Below are 20916 nucleotides of genomic sequence, written 5' to 3'. Positions count from 1 at the left end.
ATTGATAAAAGAGGAGAAACCGAACAATAAGTACGGAAGAGAGGACGAACGAGCGGATGAAAAAGAGAAAACGAAAACCTCGCCGGAGCGAGGTTTGAGATTAATTCATCAGGATCCAGAATAGTTCAGCCCAAAAGAGCAGCGAGACGGAAAATGCGCCCATCCAGGACCAGTATTTCATATTTGCAGTAAGCATTGGCTACACCCGTTTTCGTTTAATACATTGTGTTGAGACTTTCTCAACGCTTTATTGCTGTGGTGTATAGGTAAAAGCGTACCGCCTAAAAAGAGCCGGTGTAAAAGAAACGGTAATAAGAATGGTGACAATTATTGTTTCTGTTGATCGTCTTCGTCGAATAACTCGATAAATGCTTGCTGCTGCTGGGTCAGCTTCCAGGATTCAGGAACCGTTTTCACGCACGTGCCTTTTTTCGATTCTCGTACCGTGTCACCAGAGTGACATGTGGGTAACGAGGTCTGCTGTGAGTCGTGAACAACCATGTCTACCCCCAGGCATTCCAGATCAACAGTGCAATCACGACCCAAAACAGCGCTGAGCCCAGGAAAACCGCAAGCCATGCTTTGCGTTTCATCTCAGGGTCCCGACGTGGTTCCTGGTTTTCAGACGGCATTGCTAACCTCATACAATCGATATCACTTATCATTTAAGCACCAACAATCGGTACAATTAATCATCAGATGAGACAAATCCTAATGAAACTTTAGTCAAAAATCCAGTGAATTTACGAATCGTTTCCAGTGAATAAATCAATCTTTTGATCGAAAATAAATATTTGGAATGGGAAGTTTGCGGGGCGGGTAATAAGACACTACTTTACGGCTGATTATCCATAACCTCAGTATGGATAATATTATTGCGCTACTCTTAATAAATAAAATTGTGATTGAATTAAAACTTTCGGTATCCCCTGCGAACAAAAGATACCGACCGTTTTTCGGTAGCGATTACTTTTCAGGTAATTTTATATCTTTAAACATCACTTCAATTTCTTCATTCGAGCGCAACGCCACAGCGGTATCAACCACGTCACGCGTTAAATGCGGTGCGAAACGTTGAATGAAATCATACATGTAACTACGCAGGAACGTGCTGCGACGAAAACCGATTTTGGTCGTGCTGTGACTAAAGACATCGTGCGCATCCACGCGAACCAGATCCGGGTCGGACAGCGGATCGACGGCCATACTGGCAATCACCCCTACCCCTAAACCCAAACGCACGTAGGTTTTGATCACATCCGCGTCAGTCGCCGTAAAGACGATACGTGGCGTCAGGCCAGCGCGGTTAAAGGCGGTATCGAGTTCAGAGCGACCGGTAAAACCAAAGGTGTATGTCACCAGCGGATACTGCGCCAGCTCTTCAATCGACACTGAGGCTTTATTGGCCAGCGGATGTTCGGGCGTCACCACGATCGAGCGATTCCAGTGGTAGCACGGCAGCATCACCAGATCGTCATACAGATGCAGCGCTTCCGTGGCAATGGCAAAATCCGCATTACCCTTCGAAACCGCTTCGGCAATCTGCGTCGGCGATCCCTGGTGCATATGCAGCGACACGCGCGGATAGCGCTCAATGAAGCCTTTAATCACATTTGGCAGCGCATAACGTGCCTGTGTATGTGTTGTCGCGATATAAAGTGAGCCCTTATCCGGCCAGGTATGCTCACCGGCAACCGATTTTATCGCATCCACTTTGGAGAGCACTTCGCGCGCAATGCGGATAATCTCCTGGCCTGCTGGCGTCACCTGAGTCAGATGCTTACCACTACGGGCAAAAATCTGGATGCCAAGTTCATCTTCCAGCATACGGACCTGCTTACTGATACCCGGTTGCGAGGTATAAAGTCCTTCTGCGGTGGAGGAGACATTAAGGTTGTGGTTCACCACCTCAACGATGTAGCGAAGCTGCTGTAATTTCATGTTAAACCATCCAGATTAGCGCCATCAGGTCATCGTTTCAGAGCAGGCTGGAATGCGCCGCTAATACGATTTAATAATAAAAAAGCCGTTAACTATAACCACTATATCATTAATAGCCAGACTGTATAGGGATGAATAAAAAATAATAAGCCGCTATAAAAACAAAAAAAGGGCCGCTTACGCGACCCTCTTCACAACGACAAAACCGTGAGCGATTACTTCTTGCCTTCGACCCATTTACCGTCAACAAAGAAGGCAGACCAGCCGGTGGCTTTCCCGTCCTTTTCAGCGGCGACATATTGCTGCTTAGTCTTACGGCTAAAACGCACCAGCGTTTTATTGCCTTCCGGATCCTGCTGAGGCGCATCGGCCAGATACCGCAGTTTCTCCGGCAGACGGTCACGGAAACGGAATAACTCTTCCACCAACGGCGCACGTGTTTCACGGGATTTCGGGAAGGTATTGGCGGCCAGGAAGACGCCGGCTGCACCATCACGCAACACAAAATAAGCATCCGATTTTTCACATGGCAATTCTGGCAGCGGAACCGGATCCTCTTTCGGCGGTGCAACTTCACCGTTTCGCAGGATCTTACGCGTGTTTTTACACTCGTCGTTGGTGCAGGCCATGTACTTACCGAAACGCCCCATCTTCAGGTGCATCTCAGAACCACATTTTTCGCACTCAACGATCGGACCGTCATACCCTTTGATACGGAATTCACCCTCTTCGATCTCATAGCCGTCGCAGGTCGGGTTATTACCACAGACGTGCAGCTTGCGCTTCGGATCGATCAGGTAGCTGTCCATTGCCGTACCGCATTTCTGGCAACGACGTTTGGCGCGCAGGGCGTTGGTTTCCGCGTCATCTCCTTCCAGCACGTTCAGGACTTCGTTTTCCGGCACCAGGTTAATGGTGGTCTTGCAGCGCTCTTTCGGCGACAGCGCATAACCGGAGCAACCGAGGAACACGCCGGTACTGGCGGTACGAATTCCCATTTTACGCCCGCAGGTTGGGCAGTCGATGCTGGTCAACACCATCTGGTTCGGACGCATTCCGCCCTCTTCCGGATCCTTCTCGGCTTTGTCCAGTTGCTGAGTAAAATCACTGAAGAAGTTGTCGAGCACGCCCTTCCATTCAGCTTCGTGATTCGCGACCTGGTCGAGGCTATTTTCCATCTGCGCGGTGAAATCATAGTTCATCAGCTCGCGGAAATTCTCTTCCAGGCGGTCGGTGACAATTTCACCCATTTTTTCCGCATAGAAGCGGCGGTTTTCCACGCGCACATAGCCACGATCCTGAATGGTCGAAATGATCGACGCATAGGTCGACGGACGGCCAATTCCGCGTTTTTCCAGCTCTTTTACCAGCGAGGCTTCGCTGAAGCGCGCTGGCGGTTTGGTGAAGTGCTGAGCCGGGGTCAGTTCAACCAGGGACAGCGCATCACCTTTATTGACTGCCGGCAGCGTCCGGTCTTCGTCACCTTTACGCAGCGCGGGCATGACTTTCGTCCAGCCGTCGAAGCGAAGAATACGACCGCGCGCCTTCAGACGGAAATCACCCGCGCCAACGGTCAGCGTGGTGGAATCGTACTGCGCCGGGGTCATCTGACAGGCGACAAACTGACGCCAGATCAACTGATACAATTTCTGTGCGTCGGCTTCCATATCCTTCAGCGTTTCCGCCAGCACGGAGACATCAGAAGGACGAATCGCTTCGTGCGCTTCCTGTGAGTTCTCTTTACTGGCGTACTGATTCGGACTTTCCGGCAGGTATTTCTTACCGAAATTATCGCCAATATAGCCACGCACCATGTTTACGGCATCCTGACTCAGGTTGGTTGAGTCGGTACGCATATAAGTGATGTAGCCCGCTTCATACAGACGCTGCGCCATCATCATGGTTTTTTTCACGCCAAAACCGAGACGCGTACTGGCTGCCTGTTGCAGCGTGGAGGTGATAAACGGCGCGCCCGGCTTGCTGCTGGTCGGCTTGTCTTCACGTTCCAGAACACTGTAGCGTGCTTTCTCCAGCAGGCTTACCGCCGCAAGCGTCTGCTCGCGATTCACCGGACGGAACGGTTTGTCGTTCTGGTGGGTTACCTGTAAGGGCAACGCATCGCCGGAAGGCGTGGTGGTGTTGGCGTCAATTTCCCAGAACTCTTCCGGAACAAACGCTTTAATTTCGCGTTCACGCTCAACGACCAGACGCACCGCCACGGACTGTACACGGCCTGCTGACAGGCCACGGGCAATCTTTTTCCACAACAGCGGCGAGACCATATAGCCCACCACGCGGTCCATAAAGCGACGCGCCTGCTGAGCATTAACCCGATCAATGTTCAGTTCGCCCGGCTTTTCAAATGCCTGACGAATCGCATTCTTCGTAATTTCGTTAAACACCACGCGACTGTACCGCGTGTCATCACCACCGATCACTTCCCGCAGGTGCCATGCAATGGCTTCCCCTTCGCGGTCAAGGTCGGTTGCGAGATAGATGTGGTCGGCTTTTTCAGCCAGTTGTTTCAGTTCAGAGACGACCTTCTCTTTACCCGGCAGCACCTCATAGTGCGCGTCCCAGTTGTGCCACGGGTCAACCCCCATACGGTTGACGAGCGCGCCACGTTCATCCTTTTTGGGTTTTTTAGCCGTTTTGGTGGAGGTAGAGTCGGCGCTCTTTTTAGCTGCTGAGCCACTGGTCGGCAAATCACGGATATGACCAACGCTGGACTTAACCACGTAGTCATTACCCAGATACTTGTTGATCGTTTTGGCTTTTGCCGGGGACTCAACGATGACAAGAGCTTTACCCATATTCACCTTTACCTAATTTGATTCTTCCAGGAATGCGTCGCACGTTGATACACCTTCCACTGGCGACGAGCCACGGATATGGACCCTGCGTCTGCGGATATCAACCCCTTGTACTGACTCTGTATACAAAATAGTCAGGTGACTGAGTTAACAGGTTTTTTCGCACAGAGGCGCTATAGCACGACGGAATTTCGGTCGAATGTCAAGCAAATCTGTTGCCTGGTTGACGAAAGCGTCACACTGTACCTGATAAAATTCGTTACGCAACTTTATTAGCATGCAAAACTAGATCCTGCCAGTCAGGAAAGGTTGACAACCCCCTGTACACGCTCAGGAATATTTGCCCAAAAGAGTCGGGCGGCGTAGACTAATGTCCTTGTTTAAGGAGTAAAAAATGCGCAAAGAGACACAACCTATCGATCGCGAAACGCTGTTGATTGAAGCCAACAAAATCATTCGTGAGCATGAAGATACGCTGGCCGGCATTGTTGCTACCGGTGTAACCCAGCGAAATGGGGTGTTGGTCTTCAGTGGGGATTACTTTTTAGACGAGCAAGGTTTACCTACGCCAAAGAGCACGGCCGTGTTCAATATGTTTAAACATCTGGCGCATGTGCTTTCTGAAAAGTACCACCTGATCGATTAAAGCAAAAACGCGAGGCTTTAAGTCCTCGCGTTTTTCGTTAGTGATACGTTTTTCACATCAGCGGTTTTTGTCCGCGCTGCCACCAGCGCAGCAGCAGACGATCGGCACTTTCAGCGGCGCTGCCCGTCACGCGATCCACCAGTTTCTTACGCTGCAAATAACGAACGCTTAGCACCTCTCGTCCTTCCATCAATCCCAGGATCACCTCGTCGCTGGTATTTATCTCGTCAATAAGTCCTTTATCCAGCGCCTGCTGTCCATACCAGTGTTCACCCGTGGCGACCTGCTCAATGTCCAGAGTCGGACGCATACGATGGACAAAATCTTTAAACAGAAGATGGGTTTCGTTCAAATCCTCACGAAACTTCTGCCGCCCTTCTTCCGTGTTCTCTCCCAACAGCGTCAGGGTCCGTTTGTATTGTCCGGCGGTATGCAACTCAATATCGATATCCTTTCCTTTCAGGAAGCGGTTGAAGTTGGGGATCTGAGCGACCACGCCAATCGAGCCGACAATGGCAAAGGGGGCAGAGACAATTTTGTCCGCCACGCAGGCCATCATGTAGCCGCCACTCGCGGCGACCTTATCCACCGTCACGATCAGCGAGATTTTCTTATCGCGTAAGCGTTGCAATTGCGATGCGGCGAGACCATAGCCGTGGACAACACCACCGGGGCTTTCCAGACGTACCACCACCTGATCCTGCGGTTTCACCACCGCCAGAACGGCCGTCACCTCTTCGCGCAGGGAGCTGACTTCATGGGCATCCATACTGCCTTTAAAATCCAGTACCCAGACGCGCGGCGTATCCGACGAGCCACTGTCGCCCTGCTTCGCTTTCACTTTGGCGGCTTTCGTTTCCAGCTTGTGCTTCTTTTTTTGCGCTTTATGCCAGAGTTTCTGTTGATGGCTATCCAGCAGCGCCATCGCCAGTTCATCCTTCATCTCTTTATATTGTTCGCTGAGGTTGGTAACCCGCAGTTCGCCGCGCTGGCGCTTACGTTGGGCAACATTCGCGATAATGATGGCAATCGCCGCGATAGCCAGCACAACGGTCACGATTTTTGCTAAAAACAACCCATATTCAGACAACAATTCCACACGTCCCACCTTGGTTAAACCACTTAGCATTGGCTCAGTGTACATCAGGCGTAATGCGTCGTCTCGCGGGATATGCGAATGGAAAAAAGTATGACAAAGTGTTCATTTCAGGGCCTTATCGCCGTTGGCTGATTGAAATTGGGTCTTGTTTCAGGCATAAACCCGACACACTAACGAGAAGCAGAGCGACCTGGCATGTCGCCGAGGAGTCCCCATGCATTATCAACCAAAACAAGATCTGCTGCAGGATCGCATTATTCTGGTGACGGGTGCCAGCGATGGCATTGGTCGCGAAGCGGCCCTGACCTACGCGCGCTACGGTGCCAGCGTTATTTTGCTCGGCCGAAATGATGAGAAATTGCGTCACGTCGCCGAAATGATGACCCAGCAAACGGGGCATCAGCCATCGTGGTTTACGCTCGATCTGTTAACCTGTACAGCAAATGATTGCCATCAGCTGGCGCAGCGCGTGGCTGGACTGTATCCACGTCTGGATGGCGTCTTACACAATGCCGGATTGCTGGGTGACGTCTGCCCGATGATCGAGCAGGACCCGCAGGTCTGGCAACAGGTGATGCAGGTCAACGTCAACGCGACGTTTATGCTGACCCAGGCATTCCTTCCTTTATTACTTAAGTCAGATTCCGGATCGTTAGTCTTCACCTCCTCCAGCGTCGGTCAACAGGGCCGTGCCAACTGGGGGGCCTACGCCGCCTCTAAATTTGCCACCGAAGGTATGATGCAGGTACTGGCGGACGAGTATCAAAACCGCCCGCTGCGCGTGAACTGCATCAACCCGGGCGGTACCCGTACCGGAATGCGCGCCAACGCCTTTCCGACGGAGGATCCACAAAAGCTCAAAACACCCGCCGATATTATGCCGCTGTATCTGTGGCTTATGGGCGATGACAGCCGCCGCAAAACCGGCATGACCTTCGATGCCCAACCGGGCCGCAAACCAGGAATCGCCCAATGAGTGAAGAACGTTATCAACAGCGCCAGCAGCGCGTAAAAGACCGGGTTGACGCCCGGGTAGCCCAGGCTCAGGACGAGCGCGGCATCGTAATTGTTTTCACCGGTAACGGGAAAGGAAAAACCACCGCCGCCTTCGGCACGGCTACTCGCGCGGTAGGACACGGTAAAAAGGTCGGTGTTGTGCAGTTTATCAAGGGGACCTGGCCCAACGGCGAGCGTAACCTGCTGGAACCACACGGCGTCGAATTTCAGGTGATGGCGACCGGGTTTACCTGGGAAACGCAGAATCGCGAGGCCGACACGGCGGCCTGCCTGGCGGTGTGGGAACATGGCAAACGGATGCTTGCCGATCCGCAACTGGACATGGTGGTACTGGACGAGCTGACCTATATGGTGGCGTACGACTATCTGCCGCTTGAAGAGGTCATTAGCGCGTTGAACGCGCGCCCGTCTCACCAGACGGTGATCATCACGGGTCGCGGCTGCCATCGGGATATTCTCGAGCTGGCCGATACCGTCAGTGAACTGCGTCCGGTCAAACACGCTTTTGAGGCGGGCGTCAAAGCCCAGATGGGTATCGATTACTGAACCAGGGCGGATAAGGCGCTTGCGGTGCCATCCGGCACCGCGCAATTGCCTGATGGCGCTACGCTTATCAGGCCTACAAAAGCGTTAACCGTTGTTGTTGCGACCGCCCGTACGGCGACCACCGCTCACCTGGCTATGGCGTTTCACCGCACGACGAATCTGATTCGCCTTCATGCGACGACGATCTTTTTCCACCGCCACTTTCGAGGCAGTTTCCGGCTCCAGTTCCACCAGTTCGCGCAGATAGTTGGTTTGAGCAAGATCCAGTTCCGTCCAGCCGCCGCGCGGCAGACCTTTCGGCAGCGGAATATCACCGTAGCGGACGCGGATCAGGCGACTTACCTGCACGCCAACGGCTTCCCACAGGCGACGCACTTCGCGGTTGCGCCCTTCGGTCAGGGTGACGTTGTACCACTGGTTGATCCCTTCACCACCGCTGAACTTGATGGTTTTGAACGCCGCCGGGCCATCTTCCAGTTGAACGCCACGGCTCAGATCGCGCAGTTTGGCATCATCAACCTGGCCAAAGACGCGCACCGCATATTCACGTTCAACTTCACGGCTCGGGTGCATCAAACGATTCGCCAGTTCACCATCGGTGGTGAACAGCAGCAGACCGCAGGTATTGACGTCCAGACGCCCTACCGCAATCCAGCGCGCGCCGCGCAGTTTCGGTAAGCGATCGAAGACGGTTGGACGACCTTCCGGGTCGTTACGCGTACACAGTTCACCTTCTGGCTTGTAATAGGCCAGAACGCGACAAATTTGTTCCGCCGACTCTTTCACCGAAATCAGGTGACCGTCGATACGAATTTTCAGACCAGGCGTCACTTCAACGCGATCGCCCAGCGTGGCAATTTTGCCGTCTACACTGACGCGACCAGCTGCAATGATGGATTCAATTTCACGGCGGGAGCCGTGGCCAGCACGCGCCAGCACTTTCTGTAACTTTTCGCTCATAGAGCTTCCTTCAGGTGTCGCCTTCACAGGCGTCCGGGTATACATGCAAAAACAATGCGTTAACCATAGATATCCAGGTTAACGCATTATTCCGTCTCTCTCATGTGACACAATATGGCGAACAACATGTCACATATCGTGATTCGTGGCCGCACATACTACACGAATTTTAGACTAAATGATCCATCAAGTTTACTTCACCATGCGTTAACGCAGACTGGGGACATGAATCAGCACGCCGCGTCTGTTACCAGCTGTATTTTATCCCCAGCATTCCCTGGGTGTCGCTGTAGCCCTTATCCCCCATCTGCACACCCACGTTACCCCAGACGCTCAGACGGTTATTCACTTTTCCTTCCACCCCGGTGCGGATTTCGCCCAGATTACGTGCCCCGTCACGGCTGACTTTCGTGCCGCCCATCCTCACGCCGAAGGTTTCGGTGTTGTGGATCCAGTTCACTTCCACGAATGGCTGGAATTCACGCTGTTGGCCGTCGTCCATTTTGTGGTGGCTGTTCAGGTACGTTCTCACGCCCAGACGCGTCTGAATGTTGCCGTCGCCCTGGGTTTCGATACGGGTACCGTCTTTCCGGGTATGTGCGCTATCCTTCACGCCCATCCAGGTGACCTGCGCCTGCGGCTGTACGTACCAGCTGTTCAGCGTGCCCTGGCTGCCGTTGAACTCCCCGGCTTTCAGGGTGTAACCCGCTTCCAGTGACGCCGTCAGCCCTTTCGAGTGGTAGCTGTCACCTTCGCGGTTATCCGCTTCCACGCGGCTGTCGAACCTGTTGTACAACATCCAGCTGTCGACATACGCCCCGGTTTTGTCCGCTTCGTTCTGATACCAGGTGCCGTACAGCCCGGCGCTGTAACCGCTGATGCGTCCATCTGAACCGTAACCGGCGCGGTCGCTGCGGGTGTTGCTGTGCGCATTCGCGTAGCCCCCCATCACGCCCAGATGCCAGCGATCGGTGCCGTCGGTGCTCCACTGCGCGATGTCACCGCCCAGCTGTAGCACATAGCGGTTGCTCCGGGTTTTCAACTGGCCGTCACCGGCAGAAGACCGTTCGTGCCCGCCGACGTGACGCATCCACATACTGGCTACCAGCCCCTCGCCTTTCAGCGCGTCGGTGTACTGCGGTTCGCCGAGACGGTCGTGCAGACGGGTGCTGAACAGCGTGTTGGCCGCTGCGATATTGCTGATATAGCTGCCTGCTTCGGGGCGCAGTGCATCCGCTGCGCCCGGGTCAACCACAGGAGCCTTCGGCACCTGTGGCGAGACAGAGCCGGCCCATTTGCTGGTCAGGTACCAGTTTTTCGCCGCACTGCCTGTGCCTTTTGCCAGCGTATAAACATACGCCCCGGCTTCCACGGTGCCGGTGGTCAGGGCAAAGTTACCGGCAGAGTTGCCGTCAACCTGCACCAGTTCAATACCGTTCACCGTCTGCGCGCCGGTTCCGCCGACATTGTTCACCGTCACCCGGGTGTTACCCACGCTATCGCCGCGAACGGTCAGTTTGTCCGTGGGGGAGTCATCACCACCCAGAGCCGTGTTCATTGCAATCAGACCGTCGTTACCGGTGTAGTCCCCTTCCACGGTCAGGGTTTTGACGCCATTACTGGTGGGGGCGGAGATCGCGATCGTCCCGGCATTGCTCAGGCTGTTAATCAGCGAGTCGGCGGTCATGTTCCAGCGGCTGGCCGCATCAATGTCTACATCGGTCGGGTCGATCCAGCCAGTCAGTTGTGCGCCATTTTGTAGGGTCAAACTGCTGCCGCTGGCACCAATGATGTTGCTGGTCAGGCGCGCACCGCCGTTGACGCCATCGAGGATAAGCTCACCTGCATTCAGTTCAGTGTCTGTGGTCCAGTTTGTTTGTCCCGCCAGCGTCAGGCTACCTTCACCGGTTTTGATAAAGTGGCCGCCAGCAACAGAGCCATTGGTGATATCACCTTCGAAACGGGTGTTGTCGCTGTCGTTGACGGCTGTCAGCGTGGCGCCATTCAACATAAGCGTACCGCCGCTGCCACTCAGGCGATTAACCTGCTGGTCGTTACCGTTAAGATCGAGCACACCATTGTTAATAATGATGTCACTGCTGCTGTTCAACGTGTTGGCGATATCGGTCCGCAGTGTGCCCGCATTGACGGTGGTGCTGCCGGTATAGCCATTAATGGCGGAAAAAATTAACGTGCCGTTGCCAATTTTACTGAGGCTTTTGCCGTCCCAGCCGAAAGCGAATGCGCCGGTGTTCAGGTTATCTTTTAGGGTATCGCCCAGCGTGAAACTGTTGCCGTCTGTAATATTGAACGTACCGTGAGCACTGGCATTTTCGGTGTTTGACCAGACCAGACCAAATTTCGCGATAACATTTTTGCTGTCCTCATCTTTCCTCGCCCATCCGATCAGGAAGTGGTCGATATCGACATAGTCCTGCAACGCCTGCCCGGCAACGGTATAGCTAAAATCACCGCTGATCCCGTTCTGAGTATGGACTAGGGTATACCGGTTCTCATCGGTCCGTGGTGCGTAGCCAGTGATATCCAGGGTATTGTTGCCCAACAGCGCCAGTGTATTGGCGCTCAGGGCCGGGTCGCTGGCGATATCAACCTGGGTGGCAACGTCATTGCCCAGTTTGCCGTCAGCCACAATGTTCAGCGTTTTACCTGCATCAATTTTCAGCGTGCCACCGGACATATCGAGTCGGTTAGCCGTCACTGAATTCGCAATCTGCAGATCGCCGCCGCCCGTTTTATTCAGCGTCTGAACGTTTTCCAGTGCACCGGCAATCATAGCGCGATCGGTGATCGTCAGGTTTGCCCCGCTGTTGCCCATCGTCATCAGCGCGTCCTTCTGGATATCCAGCGAACTAAAGCTCTGCGCCATGTTTTGCGCGTTCAGCGTCCCTTCTCTGACATTGAATCCTCCTGTGTTGAGAAACTGATTGGCATTAGCGGTAGATAACGTGCCTGTGCCTGCCTTTTCCAGTTTTCCCGGTCCAGACAGAATGCCGCTGAGTGTCAGTTGGTCATCCCCGTCGGTTTCAATTGTCACCGTATCACCTGTTGCGGTACCGATCAGACGGCTACCGGCGTTCAGATTCAGTTTGCTGTCGCCACGGCTTTTAATCAGCGAACCATCGGCGAAAGTCATGGTGCCGGATGAAAGCCCATTCACCGTATTTGCCGCCGTACCGGTGGAGACTAACGTTGCTCCGTTCCGCAATGTAAAACGGGTGTTGCTGGTGTTCATGCCGTACTGAGCATTGTCCTTCAGCTCCAGTTCACCACCATACACGGTGGTATTGGCATAAATCCGCGATTGTGTACTCAGGGAACCGGCCGTGAAATCTTCGCCAGTAAAGGTGACTTTCCCGTCGGTTATGTCGCTACCATTCGTCGTGTTGATCCCGACAATCACATTCACTGCCGTTCCGTTGGCATTGAAACTGGTGATTGGATCGCGAAACAGTACCTGACGTCCGGCTTCAGCCGCGATATTCATGGTTCCGTTCGGCTGGCGAATATTGATGGCGTTGGCAACCGCGTTGGTCAGACTGGGGGTCGCACCGTTACCGACCTGGGTGTAATTGTTGTAGAACTGGATATCGCTGTTTTTCGCATGCAGCAGGCTCTTGCCCGTGTAATTTGTCCCATTGCCGATCAGAATCGCGCCCGCCGACTCCCTATTGGAATAGTTTCCATGCACGTGAATGCCATCGGTGCCGTTCGTTTCCATCACCAGACCGGTTTGTGCAACGATAGCGCCCGCAGTATCTTTTACCGCCCGGTTGCCATAGATATCCGCGTTACCATAGAACTGTACATTGCCATCGGAAAACAGCGCGCCACCGGAACTGATTGCGCTGTTATTGCCAATAATAACGGTGGCATCCGGGCCACTGAAAATCATGTCGCCGGTGTAATGCGTCCGCATAACGCCGCCGGCAATACCATAATTGACGTTATTGGTCAGCGTGGCGTTGCCCTCAAATACAATGTCAGCGTCGGTGGTATCTATCGCGGGGTCATAGGTGTATGCACTGTTGTTGTCAAAGACGACCGTCCCGTTCGCCCCCCGAAAAACCACATCAGAATTTGAGATGATAAGGCTACGATAACCATTATTGGCATGGTTATCGACAAAGCGCAGTTGGCTGCCGTTGCCGAGCTCATACACTATCCCCGACGCAGTACCGGAATTGTAAACAGCCCCGCCCACGGATTTACTGATGGTCATATCAATACCATCCAGCAGTTTAATCACCGCTCTGCGGCTTCCACTCAGGGTAATCTGGTTAACGGCATTACCAGTTGCATTGAACAACCAACTGTCAGAATCCAGTGTCGTATTCCTGTCGACAATAAGCGTTGCGGGTGCGGTGCTGGTACCATTAAAAATGAGATCGGCCAATCGGGTCGTCTGCGTTGCGCCAGTACCATAGATTTGCGACAGATAAGCGGTGTCGCCCGGCTGAATCGTGATCGTTGCAGCGACCGACGGCGCCACGCCAGAGAGAGTCGATACCAGTGTGGCGAGAGTCATGACCAGTCCAGTCATTGCGCGACGCCCCTTGCGTTTTCCCTGGGTCTTTGCGAACTCAGGTGCTGCAACCCACGCGCCAGTGGCTTCATTTCGGACAACACGGAATACTTTGTTCATGTTACACACTCGTTATATATCTGGACCTGCCCATTCTGGTCATTATTTTTATAAAAATGTATAAAAGCGCTGCAGGCAGTTTTAGGGGAAATAAAACCAAGCCTTTCAGAAGAAATATCCGAAAAGCTACATACAGATGTAAATTACAGCTAAATGAAATATTCTATTTACCCACAAATATGGACAGAAAATATCTGCACAGTATTTCTGTGTTAATCAGGTAATGCGTGAATTCAGTAATGTTTGTTCAGCACTCTTTAACTGTATTGTATTCTGGATGCAATTTTACATTTCGCCGATAGCGAGTCAATAGAGGGGGAAGCACGCTTCAGGCGCGGGTAGGTTTCCTTAACTGCCTTTTCAGGTAAATTCTCAAGGCCGTCTGCTTTTTATGTCGATTTTATCGAGACTTATCTTTTCTCTCTGTTTTCTCTTTAAGAAAACCCGCACCTCAATTAAGAATATTATAAATTATTAAATCGTCTGATAACGCATTCGCCAGTAATATTAATTTCCCGCGTGGGGGGGATGAATATCTTTCGACTGGTGTCAAAATATAGACTTCTTTATCTTTTACGACAGAATGATGCCATGGGAACCCATAAAAAAAGAGCCGGTTTCCCGACTCTTTTTCAGTTCTGCACAGCGTTTCTGTTACCAGCTGTATTTTATCCCCAGCATTCCCTGGGTATCGCTGTAGCCTTTATCCCCCATCTGCACACCCACATTCCCCCAGACGCTCAGACGGTTATTCACTTTTCCTTCCACCCCTGTACGGATTTCGCCCAGATTACGTGCCCCGTCACGGCTGACTTTCGTGCCGCCCATCTTCACGCCGAAGGTTTCGGTGTTGTGGAGCCAGTTCACTTCCACGAACGGCTGGAATTCACGCTTTTCCACAGCCCTGTTTTGTTAACGTCACGCCTTTACATGAATGGCTTCACATCTCCAACGCCTTCGCGCAAGACAACCGGGGAGTCATCGGTTAAATCAATCACTGTTGTTGGCTGCTGGCCCAGATAACCGCCATGGATAATCAGATCGACCTGTTTTTCCAGGCGATCTTTAATTTCTTCCGGATCGGACTCGGTAAATTCACTGCCCGGTAGCATCAGCGAGGTGGAGAGCATTGGCTCGCCCAACGCCTGCAACAGTTCGAGCGCGATCGGGTTTGACGGCACTCGCAGACCGATGGTCTTGCGTTTTTCCTGCAACAGCCGACGCGGTACCTCTTTCGTCCCTTTCAGGATGAAGGTGTAGTTACCCGGCGTATTGTTTTTAATCAGGCGAAAGGCCACGTTGTCGACAAACGAATAGGTCGACAACTCGGACAAATCGCGGCACATCAGGGTGAAGTTGTGCCCGTCCGGCAACTGACGAATACGGCAAATCCGTTCCATCGCGCCTTTGTCTTCAATTTTACAACCGAGCGCATAGCCGGAATCGGTTGGATACACAATCACCCCGCCCTTACGCACAATCTCAACCGCCTGGTTGATCAGACGCTGCTGTGGGTTATCAGGATGAATATAAAAAAACTGGCTCATACTTCCCTCACTGTGGTGTTCTGCGGCTGCTCCCACGTCTGCCAGACGCCTTCAACGCCTGCCGGCAGCCAGAGCTTGCGCCCCAACTCGATCCACGGACAAGGCTGATGAAAATCAGACCCTTGCGATGCCCATAGCTGATGCTGGCGGGCGAGCGCGGCCAGTTGCGTACGCTCATTGGGGGACTGTTGGCACTGTGCGACTTCCATCGCATCACCGCGATGTTGCGCAAAATACGCCACCAGTCTTTTCAGCCACTTAGCGCTAAGATCGTACCGACCAGGATGAGCCAGTACCGCCTTGCCGCCAGAATGATGAATGACATCAATAGCTTGTTCTATTGTACACCACTGTGGCGGAACGTATCCTGTTTTCCCGCGTGCGAGATATTTTTTAAAGACATCCGCCATGGTGGTCGCTTTGCCGCACTCCACCAGATAACGGGCAAAATGACCGCGGGTCACCGCGCCCCCGTCGGCAAGGCGCAACGCCCCTTCCCACGCGCCAGGAATATGGGCTTTATCCAGTCGGTCGGCAATGAGTCGTGCGCGCTGCTGGCGGCGTTCCGTCTGTTGCGCCAGAAACGCGCACATCGCCGGTTTTTCAATGTCGATATTCAGACCCACGATATGAATTTCGTGATTCTCCCAGACTGTCGAGATCTCAACGCCAGGGATCAGATTCAGCGCGAGGCCAGAACGTGAAATTTCTTCGCTTGCCGCGGGGATCGCGGCTGTGGTGTCATGGTCAGTAATCGCCAGCGTGCCTACGCGCATCTCGACGGCGCGGTGGACTAACGCCTCTGGCGTCAGTCGTCCATCGGATGCCGTTGTGTGACTGTGCAGGTCATAAATCACAGCGTAATTCGTGTCGCTCAAGGCGAACTCCTGTCTCTCAAAAATAGTCTTTCCTGCGCATCATAACGGTTCCGGCAAATTTACTGAAATCAGGTGTTGACAATAACCTATCGAACTAGTTAACTAGTACGAAAGTTCACAAGCAAAAGGGTATCGAAATGAAAGCAACATTTGTTCTGCACGGTGGGTGGCGCACTTCCTGATTTCGGGCAGTGTATTTCGCGTGTAGATCGCCACCAGATACCCGGCCCGCCAACAGAGCGGGCTTTTTTTTGAACAAAATTAATGAGAACAACAATGCAGACATCAAAACCGACACTCGAACTCATTACCTGCGACGCTGCCTATCGTAAAAACCCGACGGAGTTGTTCCATCAGGTTTGCGGCGATCGACCGGCAACGCTGCTGCTGGAATCGGCGGATATCGACAGTAAAGACGATCTCAAAAGCCTGTTGCTGGTGGATAGCGCGCTGCGCATTACCGCCTTTGGTGACACTGTCACCATTCAGGCCTTAACCGATAACGGTGCAACGCTGCTGGCGCTGCTGGATGCGGCACTTCCCGCAGGCGTTGAGAATGAGCATCAGGACCGGGGACGCGTGCTGCGTTTCCCACCGGTCAGCCCGCTATTAGACGAGGATGCGCGTCTGTGCGCACTCTCGGTATTTGACGCTTTCCGCCTGTTGCAGGAACTGGTCAACGTCCCGGCGCAGGAGCGCGAAGCGATGTTCTTCGGAGGCCTGTTTGCTTACGATCTGGTTGCGGGTTTCGAAGATTTACCGCAGCTTGAAGCCGGTAACCGCTGCCCGGACTACTGTTTCTATCTGGCGGAAACCCTGATGGTGATCGACCATCAGAAACAAAGCACCCGCATTCAGGCCAGTCTGTTCAGCGATAATGACGCTGAGAAACAGCGCCTTACTGCGCGACTGGCCCGTCTGAGTCAGCAGTTGACGGAGCCGGCGCCGCCGTTGCCGGTCGTTCCCGTGCCGCAGATGCGCTGCGAGTGCAATCAGAGCGATGAAGAGTTTGGTGCTGTGGTGCGCTCAATGCAAAAAGCGATTCGCGCCGGGGAAATTTTCCAGGTGGTTCCGTCCCGTCGCTTCTCTCTGCCCTGCCCGTCGCCGCTGGCGGCTTATTATGTGCTGAAGAAAAGCAATCCCAGCCCGTACATGTTCTTTATGCAGGACAACGATTTCACCCTGTTCGGCGCGTCGCCGGAAAGCTCGCTGAAATACGATGCCGCCAGCCGCCAGATTGAAATTTACCCGATTGCCGGCACGCGTCCTCGCGGTCGTCGTGCCGACGGTTCGCTTGATCGCGATCTCGACAGCCGCATTGAGCTGGAGATGCGCACCGATCATAAAGAACTTTCCGAACACCTGATGCTGGTTGACCTGGCACGTAACGATCTCGCCCGCATCTGTACGCCGGGTAGTCGCTATGTAGCCGACCTGACCAAGGTTGACCGCTATTCCTATGTCATGCACCTGGTCTCCCGCGTCGTCGGCGAATTGCGCAGCGATCTCGATGTACTGCACGCCTACCGTGCCTGCATGAACATGGGCACCCTCAGCGGCGCACCGAAAGTACGGGCAATGCAGTTGATTGCCGCAGCGGAAGGCCGTCGACGCGGCAGCTATGGCGGCGCAGTCGGTTACTTTACCGCGCACGGCGATCTGGATACCTGCATTGTGATCCGTTCCGCACTGGTGGAAGACGGTATCGCCACCGTCCAGGCCGGTGCCGGTATTGTGCTCGATTCTGTCCCTCAGTCAGAAGCCGACGAAACCCGTAATAAAGCGCGCGCGGTCCTGCGTGCCATTGCCACCGCGCACCACGCACAGGAGACTTTCTGATGGCTGACATTCTGCTGCTCGATAACATCGACTCATTTACCTATAACCTGGCAGATCAGCTGCGTACCAACGGTCACAACGTGGTGATTTACCGTAACCATATTCCGGCCCAGACCCTGATTGAGCGTCTCGCCACCATGAAGAACCCGGTTCTGGTACTTTCTCCCGGTCCAGGCGTGCCCAGTGAAGCGGGCTGTATGCCGGAACTGCTGACGCGTCTGCGTGGCAAGCTACCGATTATCGGCATCTGCCTGGGACATCAGGCGATTGTCGAAGCCTATGGCGGCTACGTCGGCCAGGCCGGCGAGATCCTGCACGGTAAGGCGTCCAGCATTGAACACGATGGACAGGCTATGTTTGCCGGTCTGACAAATCCACTGCCGGTTGCGCGCTATCACTCTCTGATCGGCAGCAACGTTCCTGCTGGCCTGACCATTAACGCCCACTTTAACGGCATGGTGATGGCAGTACGTCACGACGCCGATCGCGTTTGCGGTTTACAGTTCCATCCGGAGTCCATTCTGACCACCCAGGGCGCACGCCTGCTCGAACAGACGCTGGCCTGGGCGCAGCAGAAGCTGGAGCCGACCAATACGCTGCAGCCGATCCTCGAAAAACTGTATCAGGCGCAGACCCTGAGTCAGCAGGAAAGCCACCAGCTGTTCTCCGCCGTCGTGCGCGGTGAACTGAAGCCGGAACAACTGGCTGCCGCTCTGGTCAGCATGAAGATTCGTGGTGAGCATCCGAATGAGATTGCCGGTGCGGCAACCGCTTTGCTGGAAAATGCCGCGCCCTTCCCACGCCCGGACTATCTGTTCGCCGATATTGTCGGTACCGGCGGTGACGGCAGCAACAGCATTAATATCTCTACCGCCAGCGCATTTGTTGCAGCGGCGTGCGGCCTGAAGGTGGCTAAACACGGCAATCGCAGCGTCTCCAGTAAATCCGGTTCGTCGGATCTGCTGGCTGCCTTCGGTATCAATCTTGATATGAATGCCGACAGATCGCGTCAGGCGCTGGACGACCTGGGTGTCTGTTTCTTGTTCGCGCCGAAATATCACACCGGTTTCCGCCACGCGATGCCGGTACGTCAGCAGCTGAAGACCCGTACGTTGTTCAACGTGCTGGGGCCGCTGATTAACCCGGCGCACCCGCCGCTGGCGTTGATTGGCGTCTACAGCCCTGAACTGGTTCTGCCGATTGCCGAAACCCTGCGGGTGCTGGGTTACCAGCGTGCAGCGGTCGTTCACAGCGGCGGAATGGATGAAGTCTCCCTGCATGCGCCGACGATTGTGGCGGAACTGCATGATGGCGAGATCAAAAGCTATCAGCTGACGGCGGACGACTTCGGCCTGACCCCTTACCATCAGGAACAACTGGCAGGCGGCACGCCGGAAGAAAACCGTGACATTCTGACACGCTTACTACAAGGTAAAGGTGACGCCGCCCACGAGGCTGCCGTTGCCGCAAACGTCGCAATGTTGATGCGACTGCATGGTGAAGAAGATCTCAAGGCTAATGCGCAAACCGTTCTCGAGGTATTGCACAGTGGTTCCGCTTATGACCGAGTCACCGCTCTGGCGGCAAGAGGGTAAATGATGCAAACCGTTTTAGCGAAAATCGTCGCAGACAAGGCGATCTGGGTGGAAGCCCGCAAACAGCAACAACCGTTGGCCAGTTTTCAGAACGACGCTCAGCCCAGCTCGCGTCATTTCTATGATGCCTTACAGGGCACACGTACGGCCTTTATTCTGGAGTGCAAGAAAGCCTCTCCGTCCAAAGGCGTGATCCGCAATGACTTTGACCCGGCGCGCATTGCCGGGGTATACAAGCATTACGCCTCCGCCATTTCCGTTCTGACCGACGAGAAGTATTTCCAGGGCAGCTTTGATTTCCTGCCCATCGTGAGCCGCATCGCGCCGCAGCCGATTCTGTGTAAGGACTTTATTATCGACCCTTACCAGATCTACCTTGCGCGCTATTATCAGGCGGACGCCTGCCTGTTGATGCTTTCCGTTCTCGACGACGAGCAGTATCGCCAGCTTTCTGCCGTGGCACACAGCCTGAACATGGGCGTGCTGACGGAAGTCAGTAATGAGGCCGAACTGGAACGCGCCATTGCGCTCGGCGCGAAAGTGGTCGGGATTAACAATCGCGACCTGCGCGATCTGTCGATTGATTTGAATCGTACCCGGCAACTGGCACCGAAACTGGGTCAGGGTGTGACGGTGATTAGTGAATCAGGGATCAATACTTACGCCCAGGTCCGCGAACTGAGCCACTTTGCCAATGGTTTCCTGATTGGTTCCGCGCTGATGGCGCATGACGATCTCAACGCCGCCGTGCGCCGTGTGCTGCTCGGAGAAAATAAAGTCTGCGGCCTGACGCGTCCGGAAGATGCCAAAGCCGCCTGTGAATCCGGCGCGATTTATGGCGGACTGATCTTTGTCCCGTCTTCTCCACGCTTTGTCAGCGATGAGCAGGCACGCGCGGTGCGGTCCGCCGCCCCGCTGCATTATGTCGGCGTATTTCGCAACCATGATATCGCCGACGTCTGCGAAAAAGCGACGCAGCTTTCGCTGAAAGCCGTACAACTGCATGGTCGCGAAGACCAGGCGTACGTTGATGCCCTGCGCGCCGCGCTGCCTGAAGACGTACAGATCTGGAAAGCGCTGAGCGTCGGCGACACCCTCCCGGCCCGCGATTATCAGCATGTGGACAAGTACGTGCTGGATAACGGCCAGGGCGGTAGCGGTCAGCGTTTTGACTGGTCGTTACTGCAAGGACAGTCGCTGGATAACGTATTGCTGGCGGGTGGTCTTGGCGCGGATAACTGCGTCGACGCGGCGAAAGCCGGCTGTGCCGGTCTCGATTTTAATTCTGGTGTAGAGTCACAGCCGGGCATCAAAGATGCACGCCTTCTGGCTTCGGTATTTCAGACACTGCGCGCATATTAAGGAAAAGGAC

General features: G+C 54.0%; 15 protein-coding genes, 3 pseudogenes and 1 other annotated feature. Of the genes and pseudogenes, 6 read left to right on the top strand and 12 right to left on the bottom strand.

Features of this window, described 5'->3' with window-relative positions; translation table 11 throughout:
* Window positions 1–100 precede the first annotated feature (100 nt).
* The 5 genes from ymiC to topA all read right to left on the bottom strand — a co-directional run bounded on the left by ymiC (window position 101) and on the right by topA (window position 4754).
* Complete coding sequence (gene ymiC, locus I6L53_RS23630; protein WP_225934931.1) at window positions 101–196, bottom strand: small membrane protein YmiC; 96 nt, start codon at window positions 194–196, stop codon at window positions 101–103.
* Between the two features lie 131 nt (window positions 197–327).
* Complete coding sequence (locus tag I6L53_RS23625; protein ID WP_232231071.1) at window positions 328–501, bottom strand: hypothetical protein; 174 nt, start codon at window positions 499–501, stop codon at window positions 328–330.
* A 2-nt stretch (window positions 502–503) separates the two neighbouring features.
* A complete protein-coding gene (locus I6L53_RS09995) occupies window positions 504–644 on the bottom strand; it encodes a YmiA family putative membrane protein (protein WP_212807457.1) in 141 nt (46 codons plus the stop codon).
* A gap of 322 nt (window positions 645–966) precedes the next feature.
* On the bottom strand, window positions 967–1941 hold the full coding sequence (cysB, locus tag I6L53_RS09990; RefSeq protein WP_042318670.1) for an HTH-type transcriptional regulator CysB: 975 nt from the start codon (window positions 1939–1941) through the stop codon (window positions 967–969).
* Window positions 1942–2156: 215 nt separating this feature from the next.
* A complete protein-coding gene (gene topA, locus I6L53_RS09985) occupies window positions 2157–4754 on the bottom strand; it encodes a type I DNA topoisomerase (protein ID WP_042318669.1) in 2598 nt (865 codons plus the stop codon).
* Window positions 4755–5148: 394 nt separating this feature from the next.
* Between topA and I6L53_RS09980 the strand changes: the two genes are divergently transcribed.
* Entirely contained in the window at window positions 5149–5400 is a 252-nt protein-coding gene (locus tag I6L53_RS09980) for a YciN family protein (RefSeq protein ID WP_042318668.1), read from the top strand.
* Between the two features lie 52 nt (window positions 5401–5452).
* Here I6L53_RS09980 and sohB read toward each other — a convergent pair whose 3' ends face one another.
* Window positions 5453–6499, bottom strand: a complete 1047-nt coding sequence (sohB, locus tag I6L53_RS09975) for a protease SohB (protein ID WP_042318667.1) — start codon at window positions 6497–6499, stop codon at window positions 5453–5455.
* Between the two features lie 214 nt (window positions 6500–6713).
* Here sohB and I6L53_RS09970 point away from each other — a divergent pair, with 214 nt between their 5' ends.
* Together I6L53_RS09970 and cobO are read left to right on the top strand one after the other, a co-directional pair.
* Complete coding sequence (locus I6L53_RS09970; protein ID WP_042318666.1) at window positions 6714–7475, top strand: YciK family oxidoreductase; 762 nt, start codon at window positions 6714–6716, stop codon at window positions 7473–7475.
* The gene (gene cobO, locus I6L53_RS09965) at window positions 7472–8062 is read left to right on the top strand and encodes a cob(I)yrinic acid a,c-diamide adenosyltransferase (RefSeq protein ID WP_042318665.1); all 591 of its coding nucleotides are present in this window, start codon (window positions 7472–7474) and stop codon (window positions 8060–8062) included. Before I6L53_RS09970 ends, cobO begins: the two co-directional genes overlap by 4 nt.
* Before the next feature lie 84 nt (window positions 8063–8146).
* On the opposite strand, the gene rluB is transcribed toward cobO, so the two are convergent.
* The 6 genes and pseudogenes from rluB to rnm all read right to left on the bottom strand — a co-directional run bounded on the left by rluB (window position 8147) and on the right by rnm (window position 16110).
* Window positions 8147–9022 (bottom strand): 23S rRNA pseudouridine(2605) synthase RluB, encoded by an 876-nt coding sequence (gene rluB / locus I6L53_RS09960; protein WP_042318662.1) that lies wholly within the window; start codon window positions 9020–9022, stop codon window positions 8147–8149.
* Window positions 9023–9269: 247 nt separating this feature from the next.
* Window positions 9270–11198 (bottom strand): annotated as a pseudogene (locus I6L53_RS23810) (autotransporter outer membrane beta-barrel domain-containing protein); the annotation flags it as partial.
* Window positions 11199–13601: 2403 nt separating this feature from the next.
* Window positions 13602–13685 (bottom strand): annotated as a pseudogene (locus tag I6L53_RS23805) (ESPR domain-containing protein); the annotation flags it as partial.
* A gap of 654 nt (window positions 13686–14339) precedes the next feature.
* Window positions 14340–14582 (bottom strand): annotated as a pseudogene (locus I6L53_RS09950) (autotransporter outer membrane beta-barrel domain-containing protein); the annotation flags it as partial.
* A 29-nt stretch (window positions 14583–14611) separates the two neighbouring features.
* Window positions 14612–15232, bottom strand: coding sequence for an L-threonylcarbamoyladenylate synthase (locus tag I6L53_RS09945; protein WP_042318660.1), 621 nt, complete (start codon window positions 15230–15232; stop codon window positions 14612–14614).
* The gene (rnm, locus tag I6L53_RS09940; RefSeq protein ID WP_042318658.1) at window positions 15229–16110 is read right to left on the bottom strand and encodes an RNase RNM; all 882 of its coding nucleotides are present in this window, start codon (window positions 16108–16110) and stop codon (window positions 15229–15231) included. The genes I6L53_RS09945 and rnm overlap by 4 nt, the downstream gene beginning before the upstream one ends.
* A 158-nt stretch (window positions 16111–16268) precedes the next feature.
* Window positions 16269–16363, top strand: a sequence feature (Trp leader region).
* Window positions 16364–16386: 23 nt separating this feature from the next.
* Between rnm and trpE the strand changes: the two genes are divergently transcribed.
* From trpE to trpCF, 3 genes are read left to right on the top strand one after another with little or no spacing between them, the layout of a single operon-like run.
* Window positions 16387–17949, top strand: coding sequence for an anthranilate synthase component I (gene trpE, locus I6L53_RS09935; protein ID WP_042318657.1), 1563 nt, complete (start codon window positions 16387–16389; stop codon window positions 17947–17949).
* Window positions 17949–19544 (top strand): bifunctional anthranilate synthase glutamate amidotransferase component TrpG/anthranilate phosphoribosyltransferase TrpD, encoded by a 1596-nt coding sequence (gene trpD / locus I6L53_RS09930; protein WP_042318656.1) that lies wholly within the window; start codon window positions 17949–17951, stop codon window positions 19542–19544. The genes trpE and trpD overlap by 1 nt, the downstream gene beginning before the upstream one ends.
* 3 nt (window positions 19545–19547) lie before the next feature.
* On the top strand, window positions 19548–20906 hold the full coding sequence (gene trpCF, locus I6L53_RS09925; protein ID WP_042318706.1) for a bifunctional indole-3-glycerol-phosphate synthase TrpC/phosphoribosylanthranilate isomerase TrpF: 1359 nt from the start codon (window positions 19548–19550) through the stop codon (window positions 20904–20906).
* The last annotated feature ends 10 nt before the right edge of the window (window positions 20907–20916 follow it).

The organism is Citrobacter farmeri, assembly GCF_019048065.1.
Taxonomy (GTDB): domain Bacteria; phylum Pseudomonadota; class Gammaproteobacteria; order Enterobacterales; family Enterobacteriaceae; genus Citrobacter_A; species Citrobacter_A farmeri.
Note: the sequence above shows the minus strand (reverse complement) of the source record. Positions and strands in the feature narration are given on the sequence as shown.